Annotated in this window: 14 protein-coding genes; 10 read left to right on the top strand and 4 right to left on the bottom strand. The window is 71.3% G+C overall.

Annotated elements, in window-relative coordinates; translation table 11 throughout:
• Positions 1-130: 130 nt before the first annotated feature.
• On the bottom strand, positions 131-328 hold the full coding sequence (locus tag C4V41_RS61290; RefSeq protein WP_146104116.1) for a hypothetical protein: 198 nt from the start codon (positions 326-328) through the stop codon (positions 131-133).
• 146 nt (positions 329-474) lie between these two features.
• On the opposite strand from C4V41_RS61290, the gene C4V41_RS51390 reads away from it, so the two are divergent.
• Positions 475-1,968 carry an MFS transporter gene (locus C4V41_RS51390; protein WP_103963386.1) on the top strand — a complete coding sequence of 498 codons (1,494 nt, stop codon included), beginning with the start codon at positions 475-477 and terminating at the stop codon, positions 1,966-1,968.
• Between the two features lie 236 nt (positions 1,969-2,204).
• Here the strand turns inward: C4V41_RS51390 and C4V41_RS63585 are convergent, their stop codons facing one another.
• A complete protein-coding gene (locus tag C4V41_RS63585) occupies positions 2,205-3,275 on the bottom strand; it encodes a TetR/AcrR family transcriptional regulator (protein ID WP_235030904.1) in 1,071 nt (356 codons plus the stop codon).
• Positions 3,276-3,349: 74 nt separating this feature from the next.
• Between C4V41_RS63585 and C4V41_RS51375 the strand changes: the two genes are divergently transcribed.
• Positions 3,350-4,870: an ATP-binding cassette domain-containing protein gene (locus tag C4V41_RS51375; RefSeq protein WP_103963385.1), complete on the top strand. Its 1,521-nt coding sequence runs from the start codon at positions 3,350-3,352 to the stop codon at positions 4,868-4,870.
• Between the two features lie 279 nt (positions 4,871-5,149).
• Here C4V41_RS51375 and C4V41_RS51370 read toward each other — a convergent pair whose 3' ends face one another.
• The gene (locus tag C4V41_RS51370; protein WP_103963384.1) at positions 5,150-6,358 is read right to left on the bottom strand and encodes an ROK family transcriptional regulator; all 1,209 of its coding nucleotides are present in this window, start codon (positions 6,356-6,358) and stop codon (positions 5,150-5,152) included.
• Positions 6,359-6,501: 143 nt separating this feature from the next.
• Here C4V41_RS51370 and zwf point away from each other — a divergent pair, with 143 nt between their 5' ends.
• The 4 genes from zwf (at position 6,502) to eda (ending at position 11,728) form a co-directional block, all read left to right on the top strand.
• The gene (gene zwf / locus C4V41_RS51365; protein ID WP_103963383.1) at positions 6,502-7,980 is read left to right on the top strand and encodes a glucose-6-phosphate dehydrogenase; all 1,479 of its coding nucleotides are present in this window, start codon (positions 6,502-6,504) and stop codon (positions 7,978-7,980) included.
• A gap of 67 nt (positions 7,981-8,047) precedes the next feature.
• A complete protein-coding gene (edd, locus tag C4V41_RS51360; RefSeq protein WP_103963382.1) occupies positions 8,048-9,991 on the top strand; it encodes a phosphogluconate dehydratase in 1,944 nt (647 codons plus the stop codon).
• 118 nt (positions 9,992-10,109) lie between these two features.
• On the top strand, positions 10,110-11,066 hold the full coding sequence (gene glk, locus C4V41_RS51355) for a glucokinase (protein ID WP_103963381.1): 957 nt from the start codon (positions 10,110-10,112) through the stop codon (positions 11,064-11,066).
• Entirely contained in the window at positions 11,063-11,728 is a 666-nt protein-coding gene (gene eda, locus C4V41_RS51350; RefSeq protein WP_268808884.1) for a bifunctional 4-hydroxy-2-oxoglutarate aldolase/2-dehydro-3-deoxy-phosphogluconate aldolase, read from the top strand. Before glk ends, eda begins: the two co-directional genes overlap by 4 nt.
• Here eda and C4V41_RS51345 read toward each other — a convergent pair.
• On the bottom strand, positions 11,725-12,633 hold the full coding sequence (locus C4V41_RS51345) for a LysR family transcriptional regulator (protein ID WP_103963379.1): 909 nt from the start codon (positions 12,631-12,633) through the stop codon (positions 11,725-11,727). The two genes, eda and C4V41_RS51345, sit on opposite strands and share 4 nt — an antisense overlap.
• An 85-nt stretch (positions 12,634-12,718) precedes the next feature.
• On the opposite strand from C4V41_RS51345, the gene C4V41_RS51340 reads away from it, so the two are divergent.
• Genes C4V41_RS51340 through C4V41_RS51325 form a run of 4 tightly spaced genes read left to right on the top strand, consistent with a single transcriptional unit; the run spans position 12,719 to position 17,160 of the window.
• Positions 12,719-13,582, top strand: a complete 864-nt coding sequence (locus tag C4V41_RS51340; protein WP_103963378.1) for an FAD binding domain-containing protein — start codon at positions 12,719-12,721, stop codon at positions 13,580-13,582.
• A 1-nt stretch (position 13,583) separates the two neighbouring features.
• A complete protein-coding gene (locus tag C4V41_RS51335; RefSeq protein WP_103963377.1) occupies positions 13,584-14,051 on the top strand; it encodes a (2Fe-2S)-binding protein in 468 nt (155 codons plus the stop codon).
• On the top strand, positions 14,048-16,396 hold the full coding sequence (locus C4V41_RS51330; protein ID WP_103963376.1) for an aerobic carbon-monoxide dehydrogenase large subunit: 2,349 nt from the start codon (positions 14,048-14,050) through the stop codon (positions 16,394-16,396). Before C4V41_RS51335 ends, C4V41_RS51330 begins: the two co-directional genes overlap by 4 nt.
• Positions 16,393-17,160, top strand: a complete 768-nt coding sequence (locus tag C4V41_RS51325; protein WP_200824826.1) for an XdhC family protein — start codon at positions 16,393-16,395, stop codon at positions 17,158-17,160. The genes C4V41_RS51330 and C4V41_RS51325 overlap by 4 nt, the downstream gene beginning before the upstream one ends.
• Positions 17,161-17,185 lie beyond the last annotated feature (25 nt).

Below are 17,185 nucleotides of genomic sequence, written 5' to 3'. Positions count from 1 at the left end.
GGAGCGGGCGGAGCGGGCGGAGCGGGCGGAGCGGGCGCGGTCGCTGTACCAGTCAGACAGGTGCACCGCAGTGGCCAGGCGAGCCCGCACCGCCCGCCCCATTGCCCGCACCGCCCTTCTTGCCACCGACTCACTTGCTTCCCACCTTGCCCCCCATCCGCTCGCGCCCCTGGCCCGGCCCGCGCACGCCCAGCCCGACCCGCCGCGCACGCCCAGCCCGACCCGCCGCGCACGCCCAGCCCGACCCGCCGCGCACGCCCAGCCTGACCCGCATGCCCGACCCGCCGCGCATCCCCGACCCGCCGCGCATGCCCGACCCGCCGGGCACGCGGATAGGGACCGCAGAGGCCGTCGCCGTGAGTCGTCGGAAATGAGCCGTCATCCCTCCGCGAAAATCTCACCCTCACAGTGGAATGAAGCGTTCCGTTCTGTTATTCTGGAACAGAACAAGCCGTTCCGATACAGGAGGCCGAGATGACCGCTCTCGACACCCGCCCGGTGCAACCGCCGGCAGAGCCCACCGCCATCGCCGAGACGGTGTCCGCGACGTCGACGCCCGTCGGCCCGGCCCCCGCGCCCTCGGCCATCGCCACATCCGCCGCCACCACAGAGGCCACGCCCTACCGGTGGCGCTGGCCGGCGCTCGCTGTGATTCTCGCCGGTTCGGTGATGGAGCTTCTCGACGCCACCGTCACCAACGTCGCGGGCCCCACCATGCGAGCCCACCTCGGCGGCGGTACCTCGCTGATCCAGTGGCTGGGCGCGGCCTACACCCTGGCCATGACCGCGGGCCTGCTGATCGGCGGACGGCTGGGCGACATCGTGGGCCGCAAGCGCATGTTCCTGATCGGTGTGGCCGGGTTCACGGTCGGGTCGCTGCTGTGCGCCCTGGCCTTCTCCCCTGAGACCATCATCGCGGCCCGGATCGTCCAGGGACTGTTCGGGGCGGCGATGATTCCCCAGGGCATGGGGCTGATGAAGGAGATGTTCCCGCCCAAGGAACTGGCGGCCGCGATGGGGCTGTTCGGTCCGGTCATGGGGCTGTCGGCGGTGGGCGGCCCGATTCTGGCAGGTGCGCTGACCAGCATCGACTGGCGCCTGATCTTCCTGATCAACCTGCCCATCGGCGCCGCCGCCGCACTGGCCGCCCTGCGCTTCCTGCCCGCCTCCCGACCGGTCAAGGGCACACGACTGGACCTGACGGGAGCTGTCCTGGCCTCCGCGGGTGTCGTCCTGCTGGTCTTCCCCCTGGTCCAGGGCCGTGAGTACGGCTGGCCGGTATGGTCGTTCGCGATGATGGCCGCGTCCGTCGTCGTGCTCGCGCTCTTCGCCGTACACCAGAGAAGGAAGGCCGCACGCGGCGGCGACCCGCTGGTGGCGCCGAGCCTGTTCGCGAAGCCCGCGTTCGTCTCGGGCATGGCGACCGGCGCGATCTACTTCGCGGCCTTCGCCGGATTCTTCCTGATCGTCGGCCTCTACACCCAGCTCGGCCTGGAGTACTCCCCGCTCAAGGCGGCGCTGACCGGCGTACCGTCCTCGATCGGCATGATCGCGGGCATGGGCCTCGCGCAGGCCGCCAGAAACCACGGACGTAAGGTGCTCCTGGCCGGGACGATCGTCATGATGCTCGGTGTCATGGCCCTGATCGCGGTCACCTCCCCCGAGGTCTCACCGTGGCAGCTCGCCCCCGCCCTCGCGCTCACCGGCCTGGGCAGCGGCCTGATCATGAGCCCGTACTTCGGCATCGTGATGTCCGCGGTCGACCCCGAAGAGACCGGCTCTGCCTCGGGCACCCTGTCAGCGCTCCAGCAGGTCGGCAGCGCCCTCGGACTGGCGCTCCTGGGCACGGTCTACTTCGGTACGGGCAGCGTCGACATCACCCTGTGGGCCGCGGCCGCCATGATCGCCGCGACCTTCCTGGTCGGCCTCCTCCTCCCCAAGCAGCCGACCGGCCACCCTCACCACTGACTCCGGTGACTCCGGACTTCGGTGACTTCGGAATTCGGTGACTTCGGGGCCGAGCTGCCGCAGGGCCGCTCGGTCACCGAGGACACCATCTACGGGCCGGCTCGCTCGAGCCGGCCCGTTCATCAGGTCGGCTCACCAAAGCCAGTCTTTTCACCAGGTCGGCTCACTCGAGCCGCCGTTCCGCCAGGCCGGCTCACGTGAGCCGGCCTTTCGCGTTCCCGGTGCTCTCTGCCGGGCTACTTCTTACGGGCGAGTTCCATGCCGTCCAGGAGGTAGCCGAGGCCGTCGTCGAACGTGGCGTCCCATTCGTGGTCCAGGCCGTGCTCGGCCAGGGCCGGATAGCGGTCCGCTCGGTCGCGCAGGAACGTGCCGGTGTCCGACTCCTCGCGGTCTTCCCACGTCACCTGCATGATGACCGAGCCCATGACGTAGTTGGAGAGGCTGAAGGCGGCGGCCTTCGGGGCGGTGAAACCGGCGGCGGTGAGCGTTTCGTACAGGAACTCGGTGCGTGCCAGTGCGTTCGGGCCCATGAGCGGGCGGTCGAGGATGGTGGCCGACCATGGGTGACGCAACAGGGCCGCCCGCCAGCCGCGCATCAGCCCACGCACCTGCGCCTGCCAGTCGCCGGCTCCCCCATGCACCTGTGCTTGCCGGCCATCGGCCCTCCCGTCAGCGTCTACCTGCCCGCCGCCGTTCACCCCATCAGCGTCTGCCTGCCAATCGGCGGTCGCCCCGTCCACGTGGGTTCGCCAGCCGTCTGTCGGCACGTGCACGTGTCCGCGACCGGCAGCCGCCGACGACGCCAGCGCCGGATAGGAACCGGACTGGGCGCCGAGATGGAGGTTGGGCTGGGAGCCGGGCTGAGAGCCGGGCTGAGGACCGGACGGGGAGCCGGGCTGGGAGCCGGGCTGAGGACCGGGCTGGGAGGGCGGTGTCCGGTGGGGGGCGGGTGCGAAGCGGTGTAGCGCTGTCCCTGCCGAGTCATTAGCTGGAGCCGCGGACCCGGCCGCGCCCTCAGTCTGGCTCATGGCCGACGCCGTCGTTTCGGTTGGCTGCGGGGGCTCGGGTGAGGTGGGGAGGCGGACTTCGCGGAAGACGGCGTCCAGGGCCAGGTCCAGGACGTCGTCTTTGGTTTTGACGTGCCAGTAGAGGGTGGTCGAGCCCGTGTTCAGGCGTTCCGCCAGGCGGCGCATGGTCAGGCGGGAGACGCCTTCCTCGTCCAGAAGGGCCAGGGCCTCTTGGACGATTCGGTCCAGGGTCAGGGTCTGCCTGGGGGCCTTCGGAGGGCGGGACCACACGTTGCTCATTGGGAAATAATACGTTGTACGGGTTACCGGATCGATGGTCTAGTGAATGGAACCTTGGTCCGGAGGAGGCGGTCGTGGGGCATATCGAGGTCAGTGATGTGACTTATCTGCTGCCTGATGGGCGGCCGTTGCTGGTGGAGGCTTCGTTCAAGGTCGGGGATGGGGTCAAGGCGGCGCTCGTCGGGCCCAACGGAGCCGGGAAGAGCACGTTGTTGCGGCTGATCGCCGGCGAGCTTCTTCCTGTTGAGGGGCGTGTCGTGGTCGCGGGTGGCGTGGGGGTGATGCGGCAGTTTCTCGGTGAAGGGAGCGTGCGGGATCTGCTGTTGCATGTGGCGCCCGTACGGGTCAGGGAGGCGGCTCTGGCTGTTGAGAGGGCGGAAGCGGCGATCTTGTTGCGGGATGATGAGCCGCGTCAGCTCGCCTACGCGCAGGCCATCGCCGACTATGCCGACGCCGGGGGTTACGAGCTCGAGGTCGTGTGGGACGTCTGTGCGACCGAGGCGCTGGGGCTGGCGTACGAGGAGGTCAAGGAGCGGAGCCTGGCGACCTTGTCGGGCGGGGAGCAGAAGCGGCTCATGCTGGAGGCGCTGCTGCGGGGGCCCGATGAGGTGTTGCTGCTGGACGAGCCGGACAACTACCTGGACGTACGAGGGAAGCAGTGGCTTGAGCGGGCCATCCGGGGGTCGGGTAAGACCGTGCTGCTCGTTTCGCACGATCGGCGGCTGCTGGCGGAGGCGGCCGATCGGATCGTCACCGTCGAAGGGCGGGGCGTGTGGGTGCACGGGGGTGGGTTCGCCGGGTATGCCGAGGCTCGCCGGAGACGTAAGGAGCGGCTGGAGGAGCTGCGGCAGCGGTCGGCCAACAATGACGCGCTGGCGGGGGCGTACCAGTCGGCGGTGACGCGGCTGGAGCGGTTCGAACGGGCGGGGCCGCCGCAGCGGGCGCCCAAGGAGCAGAACGTACGGATCAGACTGCGCGGAGGGCGTACCGGCAAACGGGCCGTCGTCTGTGAGGGGCTGGAGTTGAGCGGGCTGTTGCGGCCGTTCTCCACCGAGATCTGGTACGGCGAGCGCGTCGGCGTCCTCGGGCTGAACGGGACCGGGAAGTCCCACTTCCTACGGCTGCTGGCCGGTGAGCCGATCGCGCACACCGGGGTGGCCCGGCTGGGCGCCAGGGTCGCGCCCGGCTATTTCGCGCAGACGCATGTGCGGCCCGACCTACTCGGGCGGTCCGCCGCCGAGGTGGTGATGCGCGAGTACGCGATGACCCGCAACGACGCCATGGCGGCGCTGGCCCGGTACGAGCTGGCTCCGGCGGGCGGACAGCCGTTCGAGACCCTTTCGGGTGGGCAGCAGGCCCGGCTGCAGATCCTGTTGCTGGAGTTGTCCGGGGCGACGTTGCTGCTGCTCGATGAGCCGACCGACAACCTGGACCTGGCCAGTGCGGAGGCATTGCAGGTGGGGCTGGGCGAGTTCGAGGGCACGGTGGTGGCCGTCACGCACGATCGGTGGTTCGCCGATGATCTCGATCGGTATCTGGTGTTCGGGGCGGATGGGCGGGTGAGGGAGAGCGATGAGGCTCGCTGGGATGTCTGAACCCCCCGCCGAAGGCGGTGCCCCCGAGTGCACATGGCCAGTTGGGGCGGTGAAGGGGGCCATGCATGGGGGCGCTGGGTGGGCGCTAACCAGGCGCGCGCCGGGTGGGCCGATCAGGGCGGGCCTCGGGGGTAAGGCGGGAAGGGCAAGGCAGGAAGGGGGAGCCGGGAAGGGCGAGCCGGGAAGGGCAAGGCGGGAAGGTGGTGGGGAGTGTCGGGGCAGGTGGTGGGGTCGCCGATGGGGGTGCCTGTGCCGTGACGTGCCAGGTGCGCCGGTGGGTCAGCTTGAGGCGGCGGCGCGGTCACGGCGGAGGACCGAGACCGTCATCGTCTCGTCCACCGCGTCCGGCGACAGCACATGATCGAGCACCATCACCGCACACCCGCTGATCCCCGCCCCCGCCCCCAACCGGCTCGGCTCGATGCGCAGCCGCCGGGTGGCCAGAGCGGTGGAGCGGCGGTAGACGACCTCGCGGATGCTGGACACGAGCGGCCCGAACGCCTCCGCCATGTCCCCGCCGAGCACCACCATCGACGGGTTCAGGATGTTGACCGCCCCGGCCAGCACCTCGCCGATGTGGCGGCCGGCCTCGCGGACCGTGGCCATGGTCTCGGCGTCGCCCGCCCGGACGAGGGCCGTCACGTCGGCGATCGTCTTGACGTCCTTGCCCTTGGCCCGCAGGTCGCGCAGGAGCGCGGTGCCGCTGGCCACGGAGTCGACGCAGTCGTAGTTGCCGCAGCGGCACAGCACGCCACCACCGGCCGGCACCGGGATGTGCCCGATCTCCCCCGCCGCGCCCAGCGCGCCGCGCAGGATGCCGCCGCCGGCGATCACGCCCGCGCCGATCCGGGTGGAGATCTTCACGAACATCAGGTCGTCCAGTTCGGGGTACGCGCCCCGGTGCTCGCCGATGGCCAGCACGTTCACGTCGTTGTCCACGAGGACGGGCACGGGGAAACGCTCCCGGATGATCGGCGGGATCACCACGCCGGTCCACGAGGCCATCACGCGGGCGCTCTCCGTACGGCCCTGCGCGAACTCCACCGTCGCCGGCACGCCCATCCCGACGCCCCGGATCATGGAGGGCGGCCGGTCGGCGAGCAGTTCGTCCCAGGTGTCCATGATGACCGGCAGGACGATGTCGGGCCCCTGCTCCACGTCCATCGTGAACTCGCGCCCGGCCAGCTCCCCCCCGGCCAGGTCGCAGACGGCCACGCGGGTCCGTGAGGCGCCGAGCGCCGCGACCAGCACGACGCCGCCCGCGGCGTTGAACTCCAGCCGCACCGGCGGCCGCCCGCCCGTGGACGGGGCGTCGTCTCGCTCCACGACGAGGCCGCGTTCCAGCAGCTCACCGACGCGCAACTGCACCGCGGGACGCGACAGGCCGGTCACCCGGCCGAGGTCGGCCCGCGTCACGGCCTCACCGGTGCGGATGAGGCGGAGGACCTCGCCACTCGTGGCGAGGGTCGCGGCGGTACGTCGTGGCATCGGTTAAGTGAACCACATGGGGTTGTGTCATGAAAAGTCGCGACTTTTTCATCTCAAATGCCAAAACTCCGCTTGTGTACGAACCGAACTCTCGTTAGTGTCCGTTCTGTCCCTGCTTTGGTAGATCATCGGAGTGCTTCACCGTGTCGACCACCACCCCGGCCCCCAACACCACGTACGCCGCCGACCTCGTCGTCTTCGGCGGCACGGGCGACCTGTCCATGCGCAAGCTGCTCCCCGCGCTGTACCACAGCGACAGGGACGGCCGGCTTGCTCCGGAGACCCGTGTCATCGCCATGTCCAGGGGTGGACTGACCGACGACGACTTCCGCGGCAAGGTGGACGCCGAGGTACGCGACCAGGTCCCGGTGGACGACCCGGCCATGTGGCGGCGCTTCCTCGCCCGCCTGCACCACGTCTCCGTGGACGTCGGCGGCGCGGACAAGTCCGGCTGGAGCGCGCTGACCAGGCTGCTGGCCGGTCACGAGCAGCGCGACCGGGTGTTCTACCTGGCCAGCCCGCCCAGGACGTTCGGCCCCTTCTGCCGTGAGCTGGACGAGGCCGGCCTGGTGACGCCGCGCTCGCGCGTGGTGCTGGAGAAGCCGCTCGGCATCGACCTGCCGAGCGCGCAGCGGATCAACGACGAGGTCGGCGCCATCTTCGAGGAGCGCCAGATCTTCCGCATCGATCACTACCTGGGCAAGGAGACGGTGCAGAACCTGCTGGTCCTGCGCTTCGCCAACGCGTTCCTGGAGCCGATCTGGAACTCCCTGTGGATCGACCACGTCCAGATCACCGCCGCCGAGACCGTCGGCACGCCGGGCCGGCGCGGCTACTACGACGACGCGGGCGCGCTGCGTGACATGGTGCAGAACCACCTGCTCCAGCTCCTCACGCTGACCGCGATGGAGCCGCCGGCCCGCAACGACCGCGAGTCCATCCGCGACGAGAAGGTCAAGGTGCTGCAGGCGCTGCGGCCGATCGCGGGCGGCGAGGCGGCCCGTTTCACGGTGCGCGGCCAGTACACCGAGGCCGGCGACATGCCGGGCTACCTCGACGAGCCCGGCTCCACGCCGCCGACCGAGGCGTCGCGGCGGGTGGAGACGTTCACCGCGATCCGGGCCGAGGTCAAGAACTGGCGGTGGGCGGGGGTGCCGTTCTACCTGCGTACCGGCAAGCGGATGCCGTACCGGCGCTCGGAGATCGTGGTGCAGTTCAAGGACGTGCCGCATTCGATCTTCCCCGGCGGCACGCCGAACCGCCTGGTGCTGCGGCTGCAGCCCGAGGAGGGCATCGAGCTGCACATCATGGCCAAGGAGCCGGGGGCGGGCGAGGTGACGCTGAAGCCGGTGCCGCTGTCGCTGAGCTTCGGCAAGACGTTCACGGCGCGGGTGCCGGAGGCGTACGAGCGGCTGCTGACCGACGTGCTGGCCGGCAACCCGACGCTGTTCATGCGGCGCGACGAGGTGGAGGCGGCCTGGCGCTGGATCGACCCGATCCTGGACGCCTGGCAGGCCGGCGCCGCGCTGCCCGAGCCCTACCCCGCGGGAACCACCGGCCCCGCCGGAGCCCACGAACTGCTCGGCCGTAGCGGTCGCGCTTGGCACGAGGAGGAAGCGTGAACGAGCGCAGCGAGCGAACCATCAGACGCAGCAACCTCGGGTTCGCCGACCCGACGAAGGAGGGCCTGTGAACCCCGTCATCCAGGACGTCACCGATCGGATCGCCGAGCGGAGCCTGGCCAGCCGTACCGCGTACCTGGAGCGGATCCGGCGCGAAGCCGAGGCCGCGCGGGCGAAGGGCCCGGCGCGGGCGCACCTGGGGTGCGCCAACCTGGCGCACGGTTTCGCGGGCGCCTCGGCCGAGGACAAGCCCGCCCTGCGCGGTACGGCCAAGCCCGGCGTCGCCATCGTGACCAGCTACAACGACATGTTGTCCGCCCACCAGCCGTACGAGACGTACCCGCCGGAGCTGAAGGCGGCCGTGCGCGCGGCCGGCGGCGTGGCGCAGGTGGCCGGCGGCGTGCCCGCGATGTGCGACGGCATCACGCAGGGCCGGGCGGGCATGGAGCTGTCGCTGTACAGCCGTGACGTGATCGCCATGTCGGCCGCGATCGCGCTGTCGCACGACATGTTCGACGCCTCGCTGCTGCTGGGCGTGTGCGACAAGATCGTGCCGGGGCTGTTCATCGGGGCGCTGCACTTCGGGCACCTGCCCGCGATCTTCGTGCCGGCCGGGCCGATGACCTCCGGGCTGCCGAACAAGGTCAAGGCGCGTACCCGCCAGCTCTTCGCCGAGGGCAAGGTCGGCAGGGACGAGCTGCTGGACGCCGAGGCGAAGTCGTACCACTCCCCCGGCACCTGCACCTTCTACGGCACCGCGAACTCCAACCAGGCGCTGATGGAGGTCATGGGCCTGCACCTGCCGGGTTCGACGTTCGTCAACCCGCACACCGAGCTGCGGCACGCCCTGACCGCGGCGGCCGGGCGCCGGGCGGTGGAGATCACCGCGCACGGCGACGCGTACACGCCGATCGGCGAGCTGGTCGACGAGAAGTCCATCGTGAACGCCTGCGTCGCGCTGCTGGCGACCGGTGGCTCCACGAACCACACGCTGCACCTGGTGGCCATGGCGGCGGCCGCGGGCATCGTCCTGACCTGGGACGATCTGGCCCGGCTGTCGGAGGTCGTGCCGTCGCTCACCAAGATCTACCCCAACGGCCAGGCGGACGTGAACCACTTCCGCGACGCCGGCGGCATGCAGGTGCTCATCGGCGATCTGATCGACGAGGGGCTGCTGCACGCCGACGTCATGACGGTGGCCGGTCCCGGCCTCGACCGCTACCGCGAGGCCCCCGAGCTGGTGGACGGCGAGCTGGTCTGGTCGCCGGTCACCGGCGGCAGTGCCGACCTGGACGTGCTGCGGCCGGTCGCGAAGCCGTTCTCGGCCGACGGCGGCATCCACATGCTGGCGGGCAACCTGGGCCGCGCGGTCAGCAAGGTCTCGGCGGTCAAGCCGGAGCACCTGGTCATCGAGGCGCCTGCGAAGGTGTTCGACGACCAGCTCGACCTGCTGAAGGCGTTCGAGACGGGCGAGCTGGACGGGCAGGACTTCGTGGCCGTCATCCGCTACCAGGGGCCGAGCGCGAACGGCATGCCGGAGCTGCACAAGCTCACGCCGCCGCTGGCGGTGCTGCTCGACAGGGGGCAGCGGGTGGCGATCGTCACCGACGGCCGCATGTCGGGCGCGTCCGGCAAGGTGCCGGCGGCCATCCACCTGTCGCCCGAGGCGGCCGACGGCGGACCGATCGCGCTGGTGCGCGAGGGTGACGTGATCAGGCTGGACTCGGCGGCGGGCACGCTGGAGCTGCTGGTTCCCGCCGAGGAGCTGGCGCGGCGCACGCCCGAGGGCCGCCCGCTGAGCGACGCGCAGTGGGTCGGCACGGGCCGCGAGCTGTTCGCGGCGTTCCGCCGGATGGCCGGGCACGCCGAGCAGGGCGCGGGGATCTTCGGGGTGAGCGGCGCCGAGTCGCCGCACCACGGCCCCGGCCTGGGCTTCCCGGCCGAGGCGGGCTCCTCGCACCTGGAGACGGGCGCGCCGCTCGGCGCGCGGCCCGCCGGACTGGCGCGGTGACCGGTCATCTGCCTATAACGTGCTTTATGCCCGTTTGGCGTGCGGTACGCGCTCCCAACCTCCTATGGGACACCATGCTCCGGGATCTCGACGCCGCCCTGAATGCCGGAGGTATGCCGTGAGTGCCTTTGACCTTCCGTGGCTCGTCGCCGACATCGGGGGCACCAACGCCCGGTTCGGCCTGGTCACGTCGCTGGGGGCGCGGCCGTCGAACGTCGCGGTCCTGGCCGGGGCCGACTATCCCACCCTGCCGGAGGCCGTGACCGCCTACCTCGCGGAACACGCGGGCGGGGTACGTCCCGGCGCGGCCTGCCTGGCCGTGGCGGGGCCGATCGACGGGGACCACTACCGGCTGACGAACTCGTCGTGGGCGGGGTCCGTGCGGGATCTCGACGTGCCGTACACGATGCTGCTCAACGACTTCGAGGCGCTGGCCGTGTCGCTGCCGCACCTGGAGGGCGACGACCTGGTGTCCCTGGGCGGCCCGCCGCCCGGCCACGGGGTCAAGGCCGTGCTCGGTCCCGGGACGGGGCTGGGCGTGGGCGGGCTGGTGCCGACCGCGGACGGCTGGACCCCCGTCCCCGGCGAGGGCGGGCACGTCACGGTGCCGGTGGTGGAGCCGCGTGAGTTCGAGATCGTCCGGGCGATGGGGCTGCCGCACGTCGTGGCCGAGCACGTGCTGTCGGGGCCGGGCCTGGTCCGGCTGCACCGCGCGCTGGCCCGGGTGAACGGCGTCGCCGCGCCCGATCTGACCGCCTCGGACATCGTGGCCAGGATGGACGACTCGCTGTGCGCGGAGACGGTCGAGGTGTTCTGCGGGATGCTCGGCAACTTCGCCGGCAACGTGGCGCTGACGCTGGGCGCCCGGGGCGGGGTCTATCTGGGCGGCGGAGTGCTGCCCCGTATCGTGGAACGTGTGCGTACCAGTGCCTTCCGTACGCGGTTCGCCGCCAACCCCGACATGCCCGCCTATCTGGAGGCCATCGGGACGGCGCTCATCGTCGCGCCCCAGCCGGCACTGATGGGGGCGGCGGCCTGGCTGAGCCAGCGCGCCCGCAAGGAGCTGGTGGGCTGAACCCCCTTTATCCCGCACGTGTCCGGCACGCCTATTGGAGAAAGAAGCTCATGAGCCTGCTCGATCTCGCCCCTGTGATCCCCGTCGTGGTGATCGAGGACGCCGGGACCGCCGTCCCGCTGGCCCGGGCGCTGGTGGCCGGTGGCCTGCCGGTCATCGAGGTGACCCTGCGCACGCCCGCCGCCCGCGAGGCCATCGCCAGGATCGCCGAGGAGGTGCCCGAGGCGACGGTGGGCGCGGGGACGATCCGGACTTCTGACGATATTTCATCGTCTGTGGCGGCCGGGGCGAAGTTCCTGGTCTCGCCTGGTACGACCCTGTCCCTGGTCGAGGCGCTGGAGGCGAGCGGCGTCCCGTACCTGCCGGGCGCGGCGACCGTCAGCGAGGTGATGGCGCTGGCCGAGCGCGGGATCAAGGAGCTGAAGTTCTTCCCGGCGGAGGCGGCGGGCGGCGTACCGTACCTCAAGGCGATGGGCGGGCCGCTGCCGGACGTGCGCTTCTGCCCGACCGGCGGCATCCGGGTGGACACCGCCGCCTCCTATCTGGCGCTGCCGAACGTGGGCTGCGTCGGCGGCACCTGGCTGACCCCGGCCGACGCGCTCGCGGCCGGCGACTGGGGCCGCGTGGAGAAACTGGCCGCGGAGGCCGCCGCCCTGCGCTAACTCCAGATCGACACGTGCACCGGTGGGCGGAAGCGGCTGCGGGGGATGCCGTCGTCCGGGGTGCGCATGGTCTGGGTGGCCGCCGGGGTGGTGAGGAAGTCGAGGAACGTGCCCGCCGCGGCCGAGCGGGTGGCCGGGTCGAGGGTGGTGGCGTACCAGTAGGCGGCCAGCGGGGTGGCGGGCGTGTCGACGATGACCAGGTCGCCACGCCGGAGCTGGGAGGTCACCAGGTGGGCGGTGGCGGGGGCGACGCCGGCGCCTTCCGAGGCCGCCTTCCAGGCCGCCGTCTGGTTCGCGAACACGCGTACGTGGGACTCCGGCACGCGTAACAACCGTAACAACCGGCTGGTGTCGCTGGCCGGGTCGGTGCCCGAGGGGCCGACCAGCCAGTGGTCCCGGCGGCCGCGCGGCGAGCCGACCACGATGAGGCGGCAGCGCAGCACCGGGCGGCTCACCAGGCCCTCCCCCGCCGCCTGGGCGCCGATCGCGACGTCGGCCAGGCGGCTGGACAGCAGCAGCGGCACCTCGGCGGTGGCGGCCACGCCGGTGGTCGCGTCGACCGGCTTGCGCTGGGTGAACAGGCAGAGCAGGGGGCCGGCCACGTACTCGGCCAGGCCCGCGTCCATGACCACGTGCAGGCGGGCGGGGCGGCCGGGCTGGACGGCGGCGACGGCCTCCGCGCCGAGCGCGACGATTTGGGCGGCGATCCCGAGCAGCCGCCTGCCGCCCTCGGTGAGCACCATCCGGTCGCCCGAGCGGGTCACCAGCGGGTCGCCGAGGTGTTTGCGGAGCTGGGCCAGCGACTGGGAGACCGCGGGCTCGCTGACCCCGAGCGCCCGCGCGGCCGCCTTGACCGAGCCGAGGCGGGCGACGAAGACGAACGCGCCGAGCTGGCTGAGTGTCACCTCCCCTTCATAGTTCTCCGGCGCTCATTAAGGAAAGCCTTATTTGCGGATTGTCGCGACAAATCGGTAACAGCAGGGTGCTGTCATGCAGGTTCCCGCAACGTTCGAATACGAAAGAGCAGAGAGCGTTCCGCACGCGCTCGAACTGCTGGAGCGCTATGGTCCCGAGGCCAGGATCGTGGCGGGCGGCCACAGTCTCATCCCGATGATGAAGTTGCGGCTGGCCCAGCCCGAGGCGCTGATCGACATCAACGGACTGGCCTCTGAGCTGGGGCGGATCGCGGTCGACGGGCATGAGCTGGCCATCGGGGCGCTGGTGCGGCACACGGAGTTGCTGGAGAGCAGCACTGCCACCGACCTTTTCCCGATATTTCGGGATGCGGAGCGTGTTATCGCCGACCCAATTGTACGAAATCGGGGGACCGTAGGCGGATCGTTGTGCCAAGGGGATCCTTCTGAGGATTTGTCGGCGGTGTTCGCGGCATTGCGGGCGACCGCGGTCATCCAGGGCCCCGGCGGCACTCGTACCGTGCCGGTCAGGCAATTCCACGAGGGTCCTTACGAGACCGCCGTCGAACCGAACGAGCTGCTGATCCAGCTCCGCGTGCCCGTCGCGCCCGGCACCGGCAGCGCGTACGAGAAGGTCGAGCGGCGCGTCGGCGACTGGCCGGTGGCGGCGGCCGGGGCGGTCATCAGGATCGAGGACGGCGTGATCGTACAGGCGGGAATCGGCCTGACCGCGGTCGGCGCCGAGCACTTCTGTGCCCCGGAGGCCGAAACGTACCTGGAGGGCAGGCGGCCGGACGGCGAGGCGTTCGCCGAGGCGGGCCGGATCGCCGCCGAGCACTGCGCGCCGCACGCCGACCAGCGCGGGCCTGCCGACTACAAGCGCCACCTGGCCGCCGAGCTCACCCGGCGCGCGCTGGCCACGGCGGCGGGGAGGATCTGACATGCGGATCACGGTCTCCGTGAACGGGCAGCCGTACACCAGGGACGTCGAGCCGAGGCTGCTGCTCGTGCACTTCCTGCGCGACGAGCTGAACCTGACCGGCACCCACTGGGGCTGCGACACCTCCAACTGCGGCGTCTGCACCGTGCGGCTCGACGGCGTGCCGGTCAAGTCGTGCACGGTGCTGGCCGTCATGGCCGACGGGCACGAGGTGAGCACGGTGGAGGGCCTGGAGCGCGACGGCGAGCTGGACACCGTGCAGAAGGGCTTCGTCGAGTGCCACGGGCTGCAGTGCGGCTTCTGCACGCCGGGCATGCTGCTGACGGCCCGCGCGCTGCTGGACCGCCACCCCGACCCCGACGAGGGCCAGATCCGCGAGGCCATCTCGGGACAGCTCTGCCGGTGCACCGGCTACGAGAACATCGTCCGCTCCATCCGGTGGGCGGCCGAGGCGGAGGCGAAGTCATGAGCTTTGGGTCCATGCACCGCAAGGAGGACGCGCGCTTCATCAGGGGACGCGGCAACTACACCGACGATGTCCGGCTGCCCGGCATGCTGTACGGCGCCGTCCTGCGCAGCCCCCACGCCCACGCCCGGATCGTCTCCGTCGACACCAGCGCCGCCGAGGCGCACCCGAAGGTCAAGGCCGTCATCACCGGCCAGACCCTGGAGGGCCTGAACCTGGCCTGGATGCCCACGCTGTCGCAGGACACGCAGGCTGTGCTGGCCACGGACAAGGTGCGCTTCCAGGGTCAGGAGGTCGCGTTCGTGGTGGCCGAGGACCCGTACTCGGCGCGCGACGCGCTGGAGCTGATCGACGTCGACTACGACCCCATCGACGCGGTGATCGACGCCAGGCGGGCGCTGGCCCCGGGCGCCCCGGTCATCAGGGACGACCTCGAAGGGCGTACCGGCAACCACATCTTCGACTGGGAGGCCGGCGACCGGGAGCGCACCGACGCGCTGTTCGAGCAGGCGGAGGTGACGGTCGCGCAGGACATGCTCTATCCGCGCGTGCACCCGGCGCCGCTGGAGACGTGCGGCGCGGTCGCCGACTTCGACAAGGTCACCGGCAAGCTCACGGTGTGGTGCCCGACGCAGGCGCCGCACGCGCACCGCACGCTGTACGCGATGGTGGCGGGGCTGCCGGAGCACAAGATCCGGGTGATCTCGCCGGACATCGGCGGCGGCTTCGGCGGCAAGGTCGGGATTTATCCAGGATATGTCTGCGCGATCGTCGGCTCGATCGTCACCGGCAAGCCGGTCAAGTGGATGGAGGACCGCTCCGAGAATCTCATGAGCACCGCCTTCGCCCGCGACTACCACATGCACGGCGAGATCGCCGCGACCCGCGACGGCCGGATCCAGGCGATCCGGGTCAAGGTGCTGGCCGACCACGGCGCGTTCAACGGCACCGCGCAGCCGACCAAGTTCCCCGCCGGGTTCTTCCACGTCTTCTCCGGCTCGTACGACATCGAGGCCGCCCACTGCGAGGTCACCGGCGTCTACACCAACAAGGCCCCCGGCGGCGTCGCCTACGCCTGCTCCTTCCGCGTCACCGAGGCCGTCTACCTGGTCGAGCGCATGGTGGACGTGCTGGCCGCCGAGCTGAACCTGGACCCGGCCGAGCTGCGGATGCGCAACCTGCTCAAGCCGGAGCAGTTCCCGTACCACTCCCCCACCGGCTGGGAGTACGACTCCGGCGACTACCCCAAGGCCCTGCGCCTGGCCCTGGACATGGCCGGATACGACAAGCTCCGCGCCGAGCAGGCCGACAAGCGGGCCAGGGGCGAGCTGATGGGCATCGGCGTCAGCTTCTTCACCGAGGCCGTCGGCGCGGGCCCGCGCAAGCACATGGACATCCTGGGCCTCGGCATGGCCGACGGCGCCGAGCTGCGCGTGCACCCGACGGGCAAGGCGGTGCTGCGGGTGTCGTGCCAGTCGCAGGGCCAGGGCCACGAGACCACGTTCGCCCAGATCGTCGGGCAGGAGCTGGGCATCCCGGCCGACGACGTGGAGGTCGTGCACGGCGACACCGACCAGACGCCGTTCGGCCTGGGCACGTACGGCTCGCGCTCCACCCCCGTCTCCGGCGCCGCCACGGCCATCGTGGCCAGGAAGGTGCGCGACCGGGCCAAGATCGTGGCGGCGGCCATGCTGGAGGCCGCCCCGGAGGACCTGGAGTGGGCCGACGGCAAGTGGTCGGTCGTGGGCGACCCGGCCACCGGCAGGTCGATGGCGGAGATCGCGCTGGCCGCGCACTCCAACCTGGAGCTGCCCGAGGGCGTCGAGGGCCACCTGGACGCGGTCACCGTCTACAACCCGCCCAACCTGACCTATCCGTTCGGCGCCTACATCTGCGTGGTGGACGTCGACCCGGGCACCGGGCAGGTCAAGGTGCGCAGGTTCGTGGCGGTGGACGACTGCGGGGTGCGGATCAACCCCATGATCGTCGAGGGGCAGATCCACGGCGGGCTGGCCGACGGGGTCGGGATGGCGCTCATGCAGGTGATGGCGTTCGACGAGGACGGCAACCACCTGGGGGCCTCGTTCATGGACTATCTGCTGCCGACCGCGGTGGAGTGCCCGTCGTGGGAGCTGGGCGAGACCGTCACGCCGTCGCCGACGCATCCGATCGGGGCCAAGGGCGTCGGGGAGTCGGCCACCGTCGGCTCGCCGGTGGCCGTGGTCAACGCCGTGGTGGACGCTTTGTCGCCGTACGGGGTGCGGCACGCGGACATGCCGCTGACCCCGGCGAACGTGTGGCGGGTCATCAACGGCGACCCGTTCCGCACGGACCTGGCGATCCCGTGAGCGAATTCCTGGGCATGCCGGCGGCCCGTCCCCGTGGCGGGGCGCCGGACCTGGATGCCCGGGTGGCGTCGCTACGGTCGGGGCGGGAGCCGTACGTGCTGGCCACGGTCGTGCGGGCGCAGCGGCCGACCAGCGCGAAGGCCGGCGACCGCGCGCTGGTGCTGCCCGACGGGACCATCGAGGGGTTCGTCGGCGGGATCTGCGCCACCGACACCGTACGCGCGCAGGGCCTGCGGCTGCTGCGCACCGGCGACTCCACGCTGCTGCGGATCACCCCCGAGGCCGAGGCGCCGCACGAGGAGGAGGGCCTGGTCGCCGTGGGGCAGCCGTGCCTGTCCGGCGGGACGCTGGAGATCTTCCTGGAGGCCGTGCTGCCCCCGGTGCTCGTGCACGTGCACGGCGACGGCCCCATCGCGCGGGCGTTCGCCGAGGTCGGGCGGGCACTGGGCTATCGGATCGAGCCGGGGCCGATCGCCGACGGCACCTCGGTCGTGCTGGTCGCCTCGCACGGTGTGGGCGAGGAGCCGGTGCTGCGGGACGCGCTGGCGAGGGGCGTGCCGTACATCGCGCTGATCGCCAGCCGCAGGCGCGGCGCGGCGGTGCTCGCGGGGGTGGAGGGAGGCGAGCGGGTGCATGTGCCCGCGGGTCTGGACATAGGGGCGAGAACTCCTGGTGAAGTGGCGATTTCCGTGTATGCGGAGATCATCGCCGAGCGCCGATCGGGGGTATCAGCGAGCGGCAGCCGGGTACGCCAGGAAATATAAAACCGCGGCCCCGGGAAGCCCCTTC

This window comes from Nonomuraea solani, assembly GCF_900108335.1.
GTDB lineage: Bacteria > Actinomycetota > Actinomycetes > Streptosporangiales > Streptosporangiaceae > Nonomuraea > Nonomuraea solani.
The sequence above is the reverse complement of the archived record's forward strand: the minus strand, read 5'-3'. Positions and strand labels throughout refer to the sequence as shown.